Here is a 16,015-nt window from a genome sequence, read left to right as displayed (position 1 = left end):
ACTGGTAGCCTACGGATACGTGTTTCATGGGCGCCTACGAGGGGAGAGGTTCTCCCGAATGCGTCGTTGATGGTCAACAAACGCCTGCAACAAATTTTTGCAATTACGATGGGCATACGTGCCACAGTCCGAACCCGGATGTAGCCATCTTTTTGCTCGCGCAAGTGTGTAGCAGCGACAGCTCCCGTGAAGCGCAACGTGGGGTGCCGAACAGTGTCATCGGAAAGACCTGCATCCATCCTGTTTGCCGAAACACAGATAAAACTAGCGCAAAAGGGGGCGTTCACATAGACGAAAAGGACTCGGGGCAATCCCAGTCCTTGCCCAACGGGAGTCGTCATGCTGCATCGCTCTGTGGTTGTACCAACCCATGCCCTTGGCAAGGGGAAATACTGTGCCGTCATTTCGGCTGCGCTGATCGCGGTACCTGCTGTATCTTGGGCCACCCTTGGCGGCGATCCCACTCCGTATCCAGACAGTGATCGCCCTGGTTTGGGTAAAACCATCCACCGCGAAAAGGCGAAATCACTCTATACCGTTCACACCGATGTGACGCTGCAAGGTGTGGAAATTCACCAATATGTCGGACCCGATGGCCGCGTGTTTGCGATTACGTGGAAGGGGCCGACCAATCCTGATCTGAGGGCATTGTTCGGACCTGAAGCGTTCGACAAGGCGACCCATCGTCAAGCGACATCTCCGCGAACCGGCCTGCACGCAACGATGCAGCGGTTCGACGATCTGGTTGTGCAGGCGCATGCCTTCGCACATCAACATCAGGGGCGCGCTTGGATCCCAGCGCTGATTCCGGTTGGTGTATCGCCGGAGGAAGTCCAATGAAACGCGCGATCATCCTGCTATTGATAGCGGTTACTCTGGGTGGTTGCGGCGGCGCCAATGATTCGAATGACCCGAATGCAACGGCTGATGACGGAAGCGGAAGCTCTAGCAGTAGCCCGACGATCTCAGACAATGGGCCGGGGCCGAATTACAGCTATGCCCCGGTCAGCGGCAACAACGTTGTACCACTGTACTTCGAGCCCACGGAATCGGAAGACTACGGATGGAATACACCGTACGTTACCGTTCAGCTTTGCGTACCCGGAACGCAGCAGTGCGTAACTGTCGATCATGTTCTGGTCGATACGGGATCGACGGGGTTCCGCGTCATGAAGTCGGCACTGAACGGCTTGAACTTACCGCTCGCGACCGATCCCGTAGATGGCTCATCAATCAGTGAATGCTTTGCTTATGCGACAAGCGAAGTGTGGGGGCGCGTCGGTCAGGCAGATTTGCACGTCGGGGGAGAGAGCGCCGCCAATATGGCTTTGCAGGTCATTGACGATACGCCTGGCAGCGATGCCAACGTACCGTCAGATTGCAAGAACCAGGGAGTGTTGACCGACACCGTTTCTGAATTCGGCGGCAAAGCGATCATCGGTGTGCATCAACAGTTCAGCGACGGCGGAAGTTACTACCGGTGCTCGACGGGCATCTGTATGCCGACGCAATCGAGCCCGGTCACGGTCAAGAACTCCGTCGCCGCCTTTGCGGCTGATAACAACGGCGTGTCGTTACAGGTCGCGCCGGTACCGGACCTCGGCACACCCGCTGCAGTGGGGCAAATGATCTTCGGGATCAATACGACTAGCAACAACCAGATCGCGGGGCTGACGGTGCTCAGTACCGATGCGAACGGCTACATCAATGTCAGCGATGGTACGCAAACCATACCTGGCTTTATCGATAGCGGCACGGCCTACTACATCTACCCCAATAAGCGAAAGGTTCAGACCTGCCCGGACAACAGCACGTGGTTTTGTCCGTCGAGTCCTACGGATATTGACATCACCCTCACGGGTGCTATCGGACCACAGCGACTGTCGACGTCGTACCGCCTGACAAACTATGACGCGTTCGCTGCCGAGACGGGGATCGAGGTCGTACCGGTTGGGGCACCTGGTTCGGTATTTGGCGACGGCAGTGCCTGGTACGCCTTGGGCCTACCGTTCTATGGCGGTCGCCGCATCTACGGCTCGATTCAGAACAGCGATAACGATCCAATGTACTACGCGATGTAATCAAATTTGTCGTCGCCCTCGGTAGCGTGAAACCTGCAGCGCCATCAAATAGGACGGCAGCCGGTGCTGAGTGGCATTTACGAAGAAAAATATAAAGGAAGCGCTATGCGACTGCTCCTGTCATTCTTCTCACTCGTAGTAGCTATTGTGCTGTCTGCTTGCGGAGGCGGCGAGGACTCGTCGACAACAGCGGCGCCAGTGATTGCCCCCTTGCTTGCTGATCGACAAATATTTGAGTCCGGGGAATTGCACGGCGGCGCGGCAACGTTGTACTTTCGCCTGCCTTACGGCGGAGGTCCGATGATGAGCGGTGCTGATTACGTCTACGCGAATTCTAGCGGCGGCTTACTAGCCTCGCCTGGCAGCGCCGGCCCGCAGATCGAGACCCCTACATTGAAGGCCCTGGTGAGCGGCTTCGCATTGCCGAGTAATACACCAGGTTCCACGCGCTATCTCGCCTCCGGATCGATTTTGGTTCGTTCGCCCAGTGCCAATCGGCGTGTTAGCTATACCGCTGCCGGCATACAGTTCGAACTCTTGGCGGACGACGGCGTGAGCGTGGTCCAAACCACAGTGCAGAAGAGTTTCAGCCAAACGGCTTTGAGCGGCGACCTGAGTGCCGCGCCAGCAGAGCTTCTGGCGCAATACCCGCTCGACTATTGGCAAAACGGTAACAATCTAAAGGCGGGTGCACAGTGGGAGCCAGGAGCGGCCTATATCAAGCGGGCTGCGACGAATATCGGCGACACTTATATGGTGCAGAATTGCTTTGTCAGCAAAGCGAAGACCGCTGCCACCGCTGGCGATCAGCCGACACCTTGCTATAGCGGCAAGACGTTGACGAGCGATGGTGTTTTTCCGATTAATTTGTATCAACCCGGCGATAACTGGCCCTACGAGCACGATGAGCAAGGCGATGGCACATTCACCCACATCAGTGGCGTGAATATGTGGATCGCAAATGCACCGCTACCATTGCAGAACAGCCCGACTGAGGCTCGACGGATCTATTTCGAGCTCAACGGCAACATTTATATCGGTGTATTGATTTCCGACGGGACTCCGCTCAACGTGCGGCAAACCGACGGCTCCGTAGTGAGCTACTCCATTACTCTCAACTCGCAGGCCGTGAGCAGCATTCAAAACGCGCTGGTTGGCAACCCGGCCGTTGCAGGCTCGAAAGCCGGTGCCATCCGCTCGGCGGCAAATACCGTGGATCTGTTCGGTATTGGTGGCCACGGCATCAACGGCATGCTATCGCCAACCGATTTGCGTCAACACTACAACATCCCAGCTTGGCTAGACGGCATGGGGCAGACCATCGCCATTATTAACGAGCCCAGTGCCGCCGCCTTCCTTGATGACATCAATACATTTAGCCAGCAGTACAATTTGCCACAGATGGCACTGTGTGATGCCACACATGCCAGTGCTTGCTTGCGCATCGTCTGCACGAGTTCCGCCACAACAGGCGATGACTGTCCTACCGGTAGCACCATTGCAGGTGGTGGCAGCGGCGCCGGGTCAGAAGCGACCCTGGACATCCAAATGGCCCACGCTATCGCACCGAAGGCAACGTTGGTGTTGGTGTTGGCAAGTGGAACGTCTCCTGCGCACTTCTTCGACGCAGTCGATTTCGCCTCCAATAAACTGGACGCAGTGCCCGCCGCTATTTCGATGAGCTACGGTTTCAATCTGTCAACCACAACCAGGCCGTCGACCGCTGTGCTGGATGGAAAATTGCGGGGCTATGTCACCCAAGGTATCGCGCTGTTCGCCTCCAGTGGTGACGCCGGCAACTATGGTGGACGGATTTATTGCAGTCCGACCAGCACTACATGCGTCCATTATCCGGCAGTCTCTCCCTTCGTGACCGCCGTGGGCGGTACACGTATCACTTCCGTTTCTGCGAGTGGCGCGTCTGGCGAGCAGGCCTGGCAGTTCACTGGCGGCGGAATCGGCTTGGCGCCCATGCCGAGTTGGCAATCGACGTATCTGAGCGGTAGTAACGACGCCGCAGTTATCACCGCCAACAATGGCATGCGTGCTAGTCCGGACGTTGCCGCGGTCGCCGATTATGCGCATAGCGCAATAGCTATCTATCGTGCGCAAAGATGGGGGGCTGGAGGCGGTACGAGCGCGGCTACGCCGATCTGGGCAGGCATTTCGGCGTTGCTGGCACAGTCCATGGCCAGTAATGGCGGTAACTCGCTTGCTATTCGCATCCAAAATGCAGCCGATGGCGGCGGCTTCGCGAGCCTGCTTTACGGGGCGGCGACTGGCTCTTCCTTGCCCAGTTTGCTAAATATCACGGTGGGTAACAATAACCTCACTGGCAATGGTGCCTGCGCAATCTGTGCCTCGCTGGGAGGTTACAGCGATCTCACGGGTTTAGGTGTGCCGAACGTCATGCGGCTGCTGGGAAATCTCTGACCAATCTTCCCATCCGCTGCGTGTTACATGTTAGCTAGGTAGTCGGTCCTGCAAAACGTCTTGAAGGCAACCGCGCACGACACCGATGGTACTCGTAGCCGTCTGATCATGGCGCTGCTGGCCAACTGGCATTTCCTTTCGACGAACGGGAAACGTCACCTTAATGTCGCACGGCTCCCCAAGCAACGTAGTCTCTTGCTGCGTCGGTGCATCTGACGTCTGATCGGTGTACTCGGCGACGACCTGTTTGAAGAGCTGGCGCGCCCACACCAGCATCGGATTCGTGTTGCGGCTGCGGTGCCAGAGCATGTTCAGGCTCAACGCGGTATCCAGGTCGTCCGGCAGCGGGAACGCGTTGAGGTCGTACGTCTTGCATACCCGATCCTTCATTAGCGAGTTGACCGTGAAGATCATGTCGGTGTGCGCGGCGACTTCGCCCTGCGTGCGCCAGCCGTGCACGGTCATGGTCGAGTTGCGCTTGAGGCCGCGCTGCTGCAGGGCGTAGGCAGCGGACTGTTGCATCTATGCTTTGAGCAGTATCTTGGCCCGTGCAATCCTGCAGCCGAAGTGGCGTGCCACGCTGGCGTAGCGGTGACGGCACCTGGAGCTGCTTTGCAGCAACTCGGCCACCATGGCTTCAGTCACCTGCACATCAGCACACTGCGGCCGGGTTGCTGGGTCCATGGCCTTCTTCAGCGGACGCATTGAACGAACTCTTGACACCCGTTTTGCTGATGGCTGGCACGAGCCGTGTTGTCGTGACCTGGCCAACCGTGGGTTCGTTACGCGCGCTTGATGAGCCGGATCACAAACAGCAGAATCACCGCGCCGATCAGCGCTGTGGCGATCGAACCGATCCAGCCTGCCCCAAGCGAGATGTGCAGAACACCCGAAAGCCAGCCACCGATGAAAGCGCCGACGATGCCGACCACGATGTCTACAAGCAGGCCAAAGCCGCCGCCACTCATCAGTACACCCGCCAGCCAGCCAGCGATAGTGCCAATCACAACCCAAGCGATCAATCCATGTGTCATGGTTTCATTCCCTCTTTAAAAACGTTTTTCGTTGGCAGCCGTTACTGGACCGACTGCGGCAAGGCGTCCCTGCTTTCGTGGCCGGATATCACCGGCCATCAAAAGCGTGCTCCGGCTGCACAACCGGCATGAAATCCGCCATTGCCGCCACTGCCCGCGCAGCCAAAGATGCCGCACCCTGCGAGAGAGGCTGCCGCAACCACCAGAACAAGCAATCGCGCGACGGCTGTTTTCATGACGCTTCCGGCAAAAGCGGCTTCGCGTCTGCCGCCTTCGTTTTCAGTCCCATTCTTGGAGGCGCACATCGTGCTTCTGTTTGATGATTGACGCCTCTTGCTCGTGCTCAGCAATCACCTGCAAGGTGGCTTGCCTCATCAGCGAGCCCGGAGTCAAGGTCGAGGAGAACGCCTTGAGCTGCGCAAGCGAAAGCGCGACGGGCCGCGAGAGATCGTCGATCATCAACGGTCCGATTGCATGCCAGAGGAGGGCAAGTTCACGCTGCCAGGCCTGGCGGCAGTTTTCCGCCATTGGCGGCCAGCGCCTTCATGAGTTCTGCGTGCAGCCATATGTTCATGGTCGCTGAATCCGACATGTCGCCCTGGTAGCTCAGTTCCTGCGCAAGCCGCTTGCGATGCTCGAGGCTGCTGTCGACCCCGAGCGCCTTCATGGCGTCAACGATTGAGGTGCGCCAGTTCAAGGATTGACCGCTTTCCTGGACAAGCTGGTCCATCACGGACTCAACGTCGACCTGGGCAAGCGGTGGCGGATTGTTTGTAGCGTCCGCGCTGGCTGCGCTCGCGGGATCCGGCACCGGCTCGGCAGCGGGTGGCGGTTGATCCGGTTTGGCTTTGCCGAAAATTTTGTTGACGATATCGCCAAAAATGCCCATGTCTGTGCTCCAACGTGTACTGTTCAGAAGCGGCCGCTGATTCCCATGCCGCAGACCGGTGACTTTGGCGCGGACTGCGCCGAGCGGAGAAGGGGCCTTGCGCTACTGCCCCGTTTCGTCCTTAGCCGTGCACGCGATGGTGGTGATGATGCGCGTGACGCTTGTGGTGCGGGTAATGGCCACCGGCGCTTTGAGAAAATGCACTGGCGGCGAACAGCGTGGCAATGACGGCAATCATCAGCTTCTTCATGACTGGGGCCTCAGCAGTAAAAATCGACAGCCAACGATTGGCCGCCTAAGTTGGATGAACGCTACGGCTCGCCGAGCGTCGGTTCCGGTAGATTGAGAAATCAGTGGGTCACGCGGGTGACGCCACCTGAGGACAGAAGGCGCACGCGCTCGCCCGGACGAAAAGTCTCATCGGCATCCTGTGTGATGGCACGGTATTCACCATCGTCAAGCTTGACGGTGATTTCCAGCCCTGGTCGCTTGTTCGCCTGGTTTTCTGCGACGCTGCCAACCATACCGCCAGCAATCGCGCCGAGGATGCCCGCCGCCAGTGAGCCATTGCCGCGCCCGATGGCTGCTGCTGAACCAATGCCCCCAATGGCGCTGCCCGCCAGCGAGCCGACACCGGTTTGTTCGTGGTCGATCACGACGGTGCGAACTGAATCCACGGTCCCCAAGCGCACGGTCTGCTCGCGTTGTGCTTGGGCCGAGGTGTAGGCACTGTTGGAGTTGGTCCCCATGGCGCAGCCTTGCAGGCTAAGCGCAGCGGCCAACAAAGCGCCGGTACAGATGCGAAAAATAGTTGTCATGATGACCTTCGGAATCAGTATGTTCGGCACATGAAGGGCGTCGTGCCGAACACGGATACGCGTTCGGTTGCGGATCGGACGGCTCACTGTTGCGAAGCGTTGGAGCCCGCTGCCTTTTTGTGATGGTGATGACGATGACGCTTGTGCTTGGCAGGTGCGGTCACGGTACCGGCATCGTGGGCAGGTGCCATTGCGACGTCTTGCTTCGGGGCCGCCTGAGGCATGGAAATTTGCGCTTGTGGCGCCGCCACTTGAGGTGCAGTGACCTGTGGCGCAGTCACTTGCACTTGGGGTACCGTCACCTTGGGGGCGGTCACTTGCACTTGTGGCACAGTCACCTGTGCGAAGGCTGCGATGGATGCCAGGCTGGTGACGACGGATGCAGCAATCTTCTTCATGCAATCTCTCCTTTGCTTTGTGTTGGGTTCGTGCGGAGACAGGGTCTCCGCACGTCAAAAACGGCCCTCTCGAATACATCGTTGACGGTCCAGCGGGCCGGTTTCAAATGTTTGCAATTAGTCAAGCTGCTCCGACGCGCACCGTCAGAATCCGTATGAGTCCTGATGGCGGTGTTACGTTGCTTGCGGCATGTAACGTAACAACTGGGATACACGCCGTTGTTTGTCTTCCCTTAATTCGTTCAGAGAGTCACTGTTCCGGGGCGGTAAATGCGCAGTCAGCAGCGCCGCAGACTTGGCCAGCAGTAAAACTGGAGCCTCCAACCCGCCGTCTCCTCCTTGGCATGCTTTTTGTTTAACACATTAACGGTGAGTCAGCCAAAGCGCGTACGTCGTTATGTATGCGCCTTAAGCAATACAGGCTGCGCCTTGGATTCCGTTGATCAATCTTGGGGGAGGGGGATTTGGTCACATAGGCCGAATCCCGGCAAGAATGGACATAGGGTACGCTCGGGTAACGACAGAAGAACCACAACGGGATCGCGCGATTGACGCGTTTGCGCGAGAGGGCGGCGAGGTCAAACGTGCGTTCGCGCCGTCAGACCATTGGTTGCCTACCACGATCGGGAGCTATGCGTTCGCGGTAGGGCGGGCCTTGGAACACTACGGTGTCGACCCGGACGCGGCATTCAGAGCTGCCGAGGTGTTGAAGCCGCAAGGCAGCAACCCCATGGCTCGAGTACCTGTCGCCGCGATATCACGTCTCTTTCGCTTCGGGGTGATGGCCACCGAGGATCCGTACTTCGGGCTGAACGTCTCTCGCCATCTGCATCTGGCGGACCTGCATGCGTTCGGCTACGCACTGATGGCCAGCAGCACTCTGATGGATTACTGTCGCCGGCTTGTTCAGTACTATCCGGTTTTCTCATCAGGTGCCCGTGAGGTCACGCTTGAGCAGGATGGCGAGCACGTTTCCCTGCGATGGCATCTCACCGAAGGTGTGTGTGGCGAGACGAAGGACGCTGTTCTTGCCTTCTTCGTGACCTCGATGCGGCAGCTGTACCGCCCAGCAATGAATCCCGTTCGGGTCGAGTTTCACCACGCGATGCCCAGCGAAGGGGAAGAGCCCTACCGGCGACTGTTTCGCGCACCGATCGTTTTTAACGCGCCCCAGCCCGCACTGGTTATATCTCGCCAAGATCTGGAGCAACCGCTTGTCGGTGCCTGTCCCGAGCTTGCGCAATATCACGATCAGGTTGTCCAGGGCTATCTGGCCCGCCTGGATGGCAACGACGTGGTTCGGACGGTCAGAAGAAAGATTGTCGAATTCCTCCCCACTGGAGAGTGCGGACGTGAGCGCGTTGCCCAAGCCATGTGCATGAGCGCGAGCACCTTGCAGATCAAATTGGCACAGCGCGATACCAGCTTTCAGGCGATTCTGGACGAGACGCGCAAGGAGCTTGCGTGCGGCTATGTTCAGCAACTCTCTCGGCCACTGATCGAGATCGCGTTCCAGCTGGGCTTTTCCGATAGCAGCAACTTCACGCGCGCCTTCAAGCGCTGGACAGGCTTGTCTCCCAGCGACTACCGGCTCCGACAACGGTATCAAGGCCAGTCATAGATCCCATTTGGGAGGTGTCTATCTGACGGTGATCAGCGGCTTGCATACGAATTGGGTGCAGCGGCGTGCGGCTTCAGCAGTACGATCAGAATGGCCACCCGCACGTGGTCACGCGCACCATGCGCGTGAAATCCTCCTGACATCGACGCTCTCTGTTAAGAGCCCGCTTGAGGTCGGCTTTCGTACATCTGATGATGCGTTAACAACGACGAGAGCACCTCCGAGTCTTCACGATCATGCCGCCCCAAATCGCCTGTCAAAAAAAGAAGCCAGAGCCCGGGGGGAGCATCTGGCTTGCATAAGTCGAGGGCGCCGGAGCTCAGCCGTAAAAACGGTAGTCGCCCTCGAATCGGAATGCTGTGCGTAAAGAGCGCGGCTACGGGGATAGTCTCAGGGACTCGCACAGCAGGGCCAGCTTAATGTGGCGAAGCCGCGCTAAACATCAACAATCGCAACGAGACGGCTGGACGTCTTACCGGGCAGACAGTGCTGTGCAGGTACGATGCTTTGCGCTGTGACAACGCAGTCGAGATCACAAGAATGGATTGGTGTACCGGAGCTTCCGGACATGCGCGGCTGCCGCCCGCAGCCAATCCATTTGAGGACGTTGCAATGTCAACTGGCCAATCCATTGCCGCTGTGATCAACCAATGTCTGCGCCATGCGCAGGTGATCGAGCCCATCTCTGCGCGGAAGACGTTTCACCACGCTTTCGATGTCTACCTGAAGGATTCCAACGCGTACGCCAACACGTACTTCGCCCGCTATTTTGAGTGGCAGGGTGTGGTGCGTGAGCGCTGGTTCCACGAGTGCATTGATGCCGAACTGCTGATGAGCGGTCAGGTGATCTTCGTGACCAAGCAAGCGCACCAGGAGTTTGTCGAGGAGACGTTTCCGTTTCAGCGTGTCGATTGCTATCTGAACACGTTCCGGGTGCAGCCATGCTCGCTCCACCTAGTGTTCCGGTTTGTGTCCCAAGGTCGTCTGGTGTCGCTCGGCTACCAGCAGGTCGTTTGCGCAGATGCCAAGCGCAACATTCTGCGTTTGCCCGAGCACGTGCGGCTGCGGGTCAAGGAATATGAGGTGGATGCTCTGCCGCAGATGGCGTAATCGTCGTTAAGTACGACGACGGTGGTCGGGGAAACCGTAGCAAGAACCGCGTGTATTCCCCGACCGCGGATTCACACTGGATACTGCCCCCAAACACGACCATCACCCGGCGGCAGAATGTGAGGCCTACCCCAGCGCCTTTGCCATGGTGCTTGGTCGAGAAGAACGGATCAAAGATACGCCGCACGATGGTGGGTGGAATACCGGTTGCGCTGTCGCGGACCTCCAGCACGTAATCGTTTCCGTCTTGCCGAGCGCCAATTTCGATGTGCCCTTTGTGCGCAATCTGGATCGCATGCAACGCGTTTTTTAACAGGTTGAAGAGGACGTAGATCAGCAACGTATCGGAGCCGATGAAGCGCCAGTCCGCGCTGAACTCGACCACCTGCACGCGCTCACGCTCCCCGACCTGGAACGGGTAGGTCGCCAGCGCCTCGTTGACGCAGTCCCGCAATGCATGCGCGGCGAAGCTACGGCGATCCAACCGTTCCAGGGTGACCGAGGCCAGAGCCATCTCAATGACGTTGTGTGCTGAGGCGACTTCCGATGTGATGGCGCCCGCAAGCTTCGGTAGCCGGTCAAGCAGGGCCAGTTGCTGCGGCGGCTCGCACAAGCCATGATCGACGGCCAGTTGATAGCCGTGCACGACGGTGGGCCATGCACGGGCGATCTCGGTAGCCTGCATGCGGATCGTGGTGAGCGGCGTGCGCACCTCATGTGCGACCGTGGCGGCTAACGCATAGGGCTGCATGAGGTCGTACCGCACGACCCCCACCGCGATGATGCCCAAGCTGGCGGCAATGAAAACCACACCGGGTGGATAGAGCGCAATGCCATAGTTGACGGCGTAGTCGCCAGCAGAGAGCGTGTAAAGCCCCAGGCCCGATAGGCAGACCCATACGCGCTTGTGCTTTTCTGCTGTGGCGTGCTTTTGGGCTGAATACAGCAACCAGGCACTACGCAGTGCCAGAATCACGGTCTGCGCAATGTGGGTCGCCTCTAATGGTCCCGCTTTGGGATAGAACCCGAAGGGAAATGTCCAGACACCGGCAATCACCCAATTGCTGCCAAGTAGCAGGGCGATCAGCAGGGCATCTAGCGCGTACGAAGCGGTGATCCAGCGACGCTCGTCAGGACATTCCGAGATATCCGCGATGAAGTGATAGAACGCTGTGGGTACGACAAGAATCGCAATCCAGCCAAGTTTGGCGAGGATGTGCGCAACTCGGTATCGGTGATCCTGAACAGAAAGGCCCACAGCCCTTGCCACAAGCAGGTCAGTACCGTCATGCCGAAGAACGCCACGCTCGCGTGCGTGCGGCCACGTGTCGTGATGACATAGACGCCGTAAAACAGAAAGAGCGATGAGACGAACGCTGGCAGTAGGGCGTACATGAAAGCGTGAGCGAGATGGCAAGGATGTGGCTGCCGGTCGTGAGATCAATCCGGATAGGAACACAGGATAGTGCTTAAAACGCCTGAAACCACGCGTTTCGATTTGACGAATTTCTTATGCTGATTTATTGGTTTGATATCAATTCGAGTGAATCAGAAAGCGAGGGCCATGCGTAATGGTGTTCAAAAACGATGCGGAACATTGCAACCACAAATCAGTTTTTGATCAAGAGACCGCTTATTGCACACAGGCTTACCAGAAATACGGATACCCCCAAACGGGCCAACCGTACCCAACTCCCCAACCGCCACGGCGGCCCCATCCTCCGCCGTAGAAAACCGAATAGCTGCCGTAGTAGGGCGCGGGTGCGTAAGACGGCGGGGCAACGTATTGGCGCACTTGCGCTTCACGCTCGGCTGCCTGGTCGGACTCACGCAAGGCTTGGGCGTTCAAGTCGTCCAGGCGCTTGCGCTGCTCGGGGGGGAGTGTTGCACCCGTGCGGCCTTGTTCGTCGGACGGTACACGAGCGGTATAGGGCGCGCCGTCCGGACCCCGTGGGACGACGACACAAGCAGAGACGACAATCGCAAGGCCGGCCAATAGGGCCATCTTGGCGATGCGCGCCGGACGTCGTGATCGTTGAAATAGAGAGGGCATGCATGCTCCTTGGTCGAGGACGATATCCGGATATAAGACGATGGGATCGTGCCGTTCCGCTGTGGTGTCGATTGCCGTGCGCCGACGAATTCGTCAACCGTGTGCGGTGTTGTGCAGTTCTTGGTCACTGGAGCAGCACGGCGCTTAGCCTCAAAGCCGACCACCGCGAAGCTCCCACGGCGAGGCGATGGCCAGCCCCCCGTCCTCGTGTTCGACAGCGCCGCCATTCACCACAGCATCGGCCAGGACACGCTGGATCGCTGGTTCAGGGAACATAAAGCACTCCTTTTCTTTCTGCTGCCACACAGCCGCGAACTAAACATGAACATGATCGAGATCGTCTGGAGGCATTTCAAATTCACTGACGTCGTTCGTCACCTGGACCCGCGACACCGTTGACGCTGAACAGGCCGAACTCCTATCCGGCCTTGGTAGCAAGTTTCAAGCAAAATTTCTGGTGAAAATTTAAGCATAGGAGCGTAGCGGCGCAAGCCACACGGTTAGTGAGCTACAAATTTTGATAATTGCGATATTAAATAAAGGTGCTCATTTATTTTTGGTTATCGACATGCGGCATGGCCTACCCGCCCATGCTGGAGGAGCGGAGCAAATAGTCCCTGTCGTCGACATGTAGCAGCGGACATTGCCAGAACGGTGATGTAGTTCGCTGACCGCAGCAACACCTCCCTCTCTTACTTGAAGGATTCGACCGGAGGCGGCCGGTCGAAGCGGTGCGACCACGCAACGTTTTATAAACGTTTCCAACTGGACGGTTCGTCGAAGGTCTGCGCGCAGAATGCGATGGCCCGTTGTGTTTGCACAACCCCACAATTTTTGACAATGAATTTTCGCTGACGTGGTAGGTGAAATGACGATGTTGGCAAACACCGCGCCATTGTTGGCCTTGCGGATGCGGGGTGAGAAATGCTTCCTTTCAATGGAAATAAAATTTCCTTCCGATGGAAGCGAAAAGGTGATCTCGGTGGAAGTAAAACTTCCTCCTGGATAACCTTCCAAATTTTAAACATCCGGGATGTCTGGACGCTTGGGTTTACGGATGCTTAATATGCGGCCCCATGGAGCCGATCACCGTTATCCTCGCCGACGATCACCCGCTGCTAATGGAAGGGGTGGAATCCTTGCTGGCCAAGCACGGCATTCGCGTCTTGGGCAAGATCACCGATCCTTGGCAAGTCGTACCCTGCTATAAGCAGCACCGTCCCGCGGTGATCGTTCTCGATTGCCGGTTCGGAGATGAACTGCTGGGCTTTGCTGTCGCACGAGAGCTTTTGGCAGCAGATCCCGAAGCCAGGATCGTCTTCTACAGCCAGTTCGACGAAGAACTGGTCATGAAGGAGGCGTATCAGATCGGCGCCTTCGCTTTCCTCTCCAAAGAAACGGGTATCACCGAGTTTGTCCAAGCGCTCCAAAACGCGGCGCTAGCGCAGACCTTTTACCCGCCGCAGATCACGTCACGGCTGCTCTCCCTGGCCATCCACGGCACGCCAACGCCGAAGGAACTGCTGAGCGAGCGGGAATTCAGCATCTTTGTGCTGCTTGCACATGGCAAGAGCGCAGCCGAAGTTGCCGAGGCCATCGGCACAACGACGAAAACGGTGAGCGCCAGCGTCCAGAGTATCAAGGACAAGCTGAAAATCAGTAGGCCGGCGGAGTACACGCTGCTGGCGGTCAAGCACCGGTACATCAAGCCATGACCGAAGTGCGCGCAAAATGGCCGACGGGCTGGCTCGGCACGGTGTCATATTGGGTGGACCACGGAATCTTCCGTTTCCGAGAGCCGGTCGACTGGCTTGGCATGGCCGCAATCGATATGGGTTGGGACCCGGCCAACATCGACTGGCCAACAACCAAGCACGCCACCGGAAAGCCGGAAAAGCGCGCCAGCGCTTGCGGCACACTTGATCGGCCGCATCTCCTCACAGCCGTTGTGACACTGGCGATGGCAGGTCTGTGCACACTCGCGTATTTGTGCTTTGACACCTACCGTTCCGCGCGCGAGCACTTGGAGGAGCAGGTTGTCTCCTATGTGCATCTCATCGCAGCGCATGACCAGGACAGTTTTGTTCTCGCGGATACGTTGCTGCAGGGGGTGGCCGACGCACTGATGTGCGCCGACCTAACAGGACCCCTGAGCCCGAACCGCCACAGGGAAATGTCGGCATTGCTGCAGCGCTATCGTCAGCGACTGCCTGGTGTCGCATCGTTTACGATCATCGGCCAGGACGGCATTCGCCGTGCTGGCATCGTGGGTCCCGACAACACTGACCTGTCCAGGCGCGGGTATTTCGTCGCGCTCAAGAATGGCCGGGACTTCTTCATCAGCAATGTCGAAGACGGACTGGCGAGTGGCAAGACTGGTATTCACGTCGCGCGGCGTGTGTCAGGCCCGGCAGGAGAATTTTGCGGTGCTGTACAACTCAACCTTGGCGCCAAGGATGTTTTCTACCGCTTCTACCAGTCGCTGAAGCTTGATGACGGGTTCGAGGCCGCTCTTCGCGACAGCTACCGGCATCTGATTAAGTTTCCCGAGGCTTTGAGCGACAAGGAAGAGGCGCTGTCGCCTCTGCTTGCTGAACAGATGGGGCGCGGTACTCGCCAGGGCGTCATCGAGCTACCCGGCGCGGCAAACCGGCCTGGCAAGCTGGTCGCCTTTGAGCGCCTGGGCGATTCGAGCATCTACGCCCTGGTGGCGGTCCCCAATGGCGAGGCTCTGCGCCGGCAGATCCTCAGTTTCGTGATCGCGAGTCTTGGGATGCTGGCGTTGGCGATGTGCGTGGTGATGGCGAGCAAGCTTGCGCGATTGACCGCGCAGCTCAACAACGCGCGTGCCACTGCAGAAGAGGCGGTCGCGAAGAAACGCAAGATGATCGGCAGGATCGACGAAGCTGTCGAGATCGAGCGGAAGCGGATCGCCGGCGATATCCACGACACCCTGAATGCAGAGGTCGTACAGATCAAACTCCACGCCCAGCATATCCAGTTTGCTTGTGATGAGGCCGACGGAGCCAAGATCGATGACATCAAGAAGCACGTCGCGGCTATTCTGGCCGTGACACAGAAGACGTATGAATGGGGCCGGCAGCTTGTGCGCAACCTGCGGCCAGAAAGTATCGACGCTCTTGGTGTGCAAGGCGCGATCGCGCAGGCCGTGCAGACGATGAACAGCCTGCACCCGTCATGCGAGTTTATTTTGCAGGGGGACGAGTGTGTCCGCTTCGCCAGTGATCAGGTCTCGATGGTGGCTTACCGCGTCGTGCAAGAAGCACTGATGAACACAGCGAAGCATGCCGGGGCGAGCTGTGTTGTGGTGTCACTGCAGGCGGAAAGCGCGAACCGGGTCAGGATTGTGGTGATGGATGACGGCAACGGCTTCGATCCGGTCGCTGGTGCCGAAGGCTATGGGTTGGCCAGCATGCGCGAGCGCGTAGAGAGCGTTGACGGGCAACTGCGTATTCAGGCGGCAGCTAGTCGGGGATGTCGCTTGGAGGTTGTGCTGCCGTGCTGACCCCCACAGATGTCCACAGATGAGCCGAATGACGAAGTCTTGTCACCGCGAT

The 16,015-nt window shown here is 58.1% G+C and carries 15 protein-coding genes and 2 pseudogenes; 7 read left to right on the top strand and 10 right to left on the bottom strand.

Annotated features, from left to right (window positions below; genetic code table 11):
• Positions 1-339: 339 nt before the first annotated feature.
• The 3 genes from ABIC76_RS17905 to ABIC76_RS17895 all read left to right on the top strand — a co-directional run bounded on the left by ABIC76_RS17905 (position 340) and on the right by ABIC76_RS17895 (position 4,514).
• A complete protein-coding gene (locus ABIC76_RS17905) occupies positions 340-840 on the top strand; it encodes a DUF2844 domain-containing protein (protein WP_354534801.1) in 501 nt (166 codons plus the stop codon).
• On the top strand, positions 837-2,081 hold the full coding sequence (locus tag ABIC76_RS17900; protein ID WP_354534800.1) for a DUF3443 family protein: 1,245 nt from the start codon (positions 837-839) through the stop codon (positions 2,079-2,081). The genes ABIC76_RS17905 and ABIC76_RS17900 overlap by 4 nt, the downstream gene beginning before the upstream one ends.
• Positions 2,082-2,186: 105 nt before the next feature.
• On the top strand, positions 2,187-4,514 hold the full coding sequence (locus ABIC76_RS17895) for a S53 family peptidase (RefSeq protein WP_354534799.1): 2,328 nt from the start codon (positions 2,187-2,189) through the stop codon (positions 4,512-4,514).
• A 204-nt stretch (positions 4,515-4,718) separates the two neighbouring features.
• Here the strand turns inward: ABIC76_RS17895 and ABIC76_RS17890 are convergent.
• From ABIC76_RS17890 to ABIC76_RS17860, 7 genes and pseudogenes are all read right to left on the bottom strand, one after another.
• Positions 4,719-5,018: pseudogene (locus ABIC76_RS17890) on the bottom strand (type 2 periplasmic-binding domain-containing protein); the annotation flags it as partial.
• A gap of 278 nt (positions 5,019-5,296) precedes the next feature.
• Positions 5,297-5,548, bottom strand: a complete 252-nt coding sequence (locus ABIC76_RS17885) for a GlsB/YeaQ/YmgE family stress response membrane protein (RefSeq protein WP_354534798.1) — start codon at positions 5,546-5,548, stop codon at positions 5,297-5,299.
• Positions 5,549-5,827: 279 nt separating this feature from the next.
• Positions 5,828-6,007, bottom strand: a complete 180-nt coding sequence (locus tag ABIC76_RS17880) for a hypothetical protein (RefSeq protein ID WP_354534797.1) — start codon at positions 6,005-6,007, stop codon at positions 5,828-5,830.
• 34 nt (positions 6,008-6,041) lie between these two features.
• Positions 6,042-6,437, bottom strand: coding sequence for a DUF3597 domain-containing protein (locus tag ABIC76_RS17875; RefSeq protein WP_354534796.1), 396 nt, complete (start codon positions 6,435-6,437; stop codon positions 6,042-6,044).
• Positions 6,438-6,558: 121 nt separating this feature from the next.
• A complete protein-coding gene (locus ABIC76_RS17870) occupies positions 6,559-6,687 on the bottom strand; it encodes a hypothetical protein (RefSeq protein ID WP_354534795.1) in 129 nt (42 codons plus the stop codon).
• A gap of 100 nt (positions 6,688-6,787) precedes the next feature.
• A complete protein-coding gene (locus ABIC76_RS17865; protein ID WP_354534794.1) occupies positions 6,788-7,255 on the bottom strand; it encodes an outer membrane lipoprotein in 468 nt (155 codons plus the stop codon).
• An 83-nt stretch (positions 7,256-7,338) separates the two neighbouring features.
• Positions 7,339-7,653: a hypothetical protein gene (locus ABIC76_RS17860; RefSeq protein ID WP_354534793.1), complete on the bottom strand. Its 315-nt coding sequence runs from the start codon at positions 7,651-7,653 to the stop codon at positions 7,339-7,341.
• 655 nt (positions 7,654-8,308) lie between these two features.
• Here ABIC76_RS17860 and ABIC76_RS17855 point away from each other — a divergent pair.
• Both ABIC76_RS17855 and ABIC76_RS17850 read left to right on the top strand, forming a co-directional pair.
• Positions 8,309-9,274: an AraC family transcriptional regulator gene (locus tag ABIC76_RS17855; protein WP_354534792.1), complete on the top strand. Its 966-nt coding sequence runs from the start codon at positions 8,309-8,311 to the stop codon at positions 9,272-9,274.
• 612 nt (positions 9,275-9,886) lie between these two features.
• Positions 9,887-10,384: an acyl-CoA thioesterase gene (locus tag ABIC76_RS17850; RefSeq protein WP_354534791.1), complete on the top strand. Its 498-nt coding sequence runs from the start codon at positions 9,887-9,889 to the stop codon at positions 10,382-10,384.
• Here the strand turns inward: ABIC76_RS17850 and ABIC76_RS17845 are convergent.
• The 3 genes and pseudogenes from ABIC76_RS17845 to ABIC76_RS17835 form a co-directional block, all read right to left on the bottom strand.
• A pseudogene (locus ABIC76_RS17845) lies at positions 10,344-11,779 on the bottom strand (sensor histidine kinase). The gene ABIC76_RS17850 and the pseudogene ABIC76_RS17845 overlap by 41 nt on opposite strands.
• 253 nt (positions 11,780-12,032) lie before the next feature.
• Entirely contained in the window at positions 12,033-12,437 is a 405-nt protein-coding gene (locus tag ABIC76_RS17840; RefSeq protein WP_502947868.1) for a hypothetical protein, read from the bottom strand.
• A 150-nt stretch (positions 12,438-12,587) separates the two neighbouring features.
• Positions 12,588-12,713 (bottom strand): hypothetical protein, encoded by a 126-nt coding sequence (locus ABIC76_RS17835; RefSeq protein ID WP_354534790.1) that lies wholly within the window; start codon positions 12,711-12,713, stop codon positions 12,588-12,590.
• Positions 12,714-13,513: 800 nt separating this feature from the next.
• Between ABIC76_RS17835 and ABIC76_RS17830 the strand changes: the two genes are divergently transcribed.
• Positions 13,514-14,152 carry a response regulator transcription factor gene (locus tag ABIC76_RS17830; RefSeq protein WP_354534789.1) on the top strand — a complete coding sequence of 213 codons (639 nt, stop codon included), beginning with the start codon at positions 13,514-13,516 and terminating at the stop codon, positions 14,150-14,152.
• Entirely contained in the window at positions 14,149-15,963 is a 1,815-nt protein-coding gene (locus ABIC76_RS17825) for a histidine kinase (protein WP_354534788.1), read from the top strand. The genes ABIC76_RS17830 and ABIC76_RS17825 overlap by 4 nt, the downstream gene beginning before the upstream one ends.
• Positions 15,964-16,015: the final 52 nt, after the last annotated feature.

Origin of the sequence: Ralstonia sp. 1138, assembly GCF_040544795.1 — a bacterium.
GTDB lineage: Bacteria > Pseudomonadota > Gammaproteobacteria > Burkholderiales > Burkholderiaceae > Ralstonia > Ralstonia flatus.
This window is presented reverse-complemented; position numbering and strand designations above follow the sequence as displayed.

Bases quoted from the DNA above. Each gene is read 5' to 3' on its own strand.
- ABIC76_RS17905 (WP_354534801.1), top strand. From the start codon at position 340: ATGCTGCATCGCTCTGTGGTTGTACCAACCCATGCCCTTGGCAAGGGG.
- ABIC76_RS17900 (WP_354534800.1), top strand. From the start codon at position 837: ATGAAACGCGCGATCATCCTGCTATTGATAGCGGTTACTCTGGGTGGT.
- ABIC76_RS17895 (WP_354534799.1), top strand. From the start codon at position 2,187: ATGCGACTGCTCCTGTCATTCTTCTCACTCGTAGTAGCTATTGTGCTG.
- ABIC76_RS17885 (WP_354534798.1), bottom strand. From the start codon at position 5,548: ATGACACATGGATTGATCGCTTGGGTTGTGATTGGCACTATCGCTGGC.
- ABIC76_RS17880 (WP_354534797.1), bottom strand. From the start codon at position 6,007: ATGATCGACGATCTCTCGCGGCCCGTCGCGCTTTCGCTTGCGCAGCTC.
- ABIC76_RS17875 (WP_354534796.1), bottom strand. From the start codon at position 6,437: ATGGGCATTTTTGGCGATATCGTCAACAAAATTTTCGGCAAAGCCAAA.
- ABIC76_RS17870 (WP_354534795.1), bottom strand. From the start codon at position 6,687: ATGAAGAAGCTGATGATTGCCGTCATTGCCACGCTGTTCGCCGCCAGT.
- ABIC76_RS17865 (WP_354534794.1), bottom strand. From the start codon at position 7,255: ATGACAACTATTTTTCGCATCTGTACCGGCGCTTTGTTGGCCGCTGCG.
- ABIC76_RS17860 (WP_354534793.1), bottom strand. From the start codon at position 7,653: ATGAAGAAGATTGCTGCATCCGTCGTCACCAGCCTGGCATCCATCGCA.
- ABIC76_RS17850 (WP_354534791.1), top strand. From the start codon at position 9,887: ATGTCAACTGGCCAATCCATTGCCGCTGTGATCAACCAATGTCTGCGC.
- ABIC76_RS17840 (WP_502947868.1), bottom strand. From the start codon at position 12,437: ATGCCCTCTCTATTTCAACGATCACGACGTCCGGCGCGCATCGCCAAG.
- ABIC76_RS17835 (WP_354534790.1), bottom strand. From the start codon at position 12,713: ATGTTCCCTGAACCAGCGATCCAGCGTGTCCTGGCCGATGCTGTGGTG.
- ABIC76_RS17830 (WP_354534789.1), top strand. From the start codon at position 13,514: ATGGAGCCGATCACCGTTATCCTCGCCGACGATCACCCGCTGCTAATG.
- ABIC76_RS17825 (WP_354534788.1), top strand. From the start codon at position 14,149: ATGACCGAAGTGCGCGCAAAATGGCCGACGGGCTGGCTCGGCACGGTG.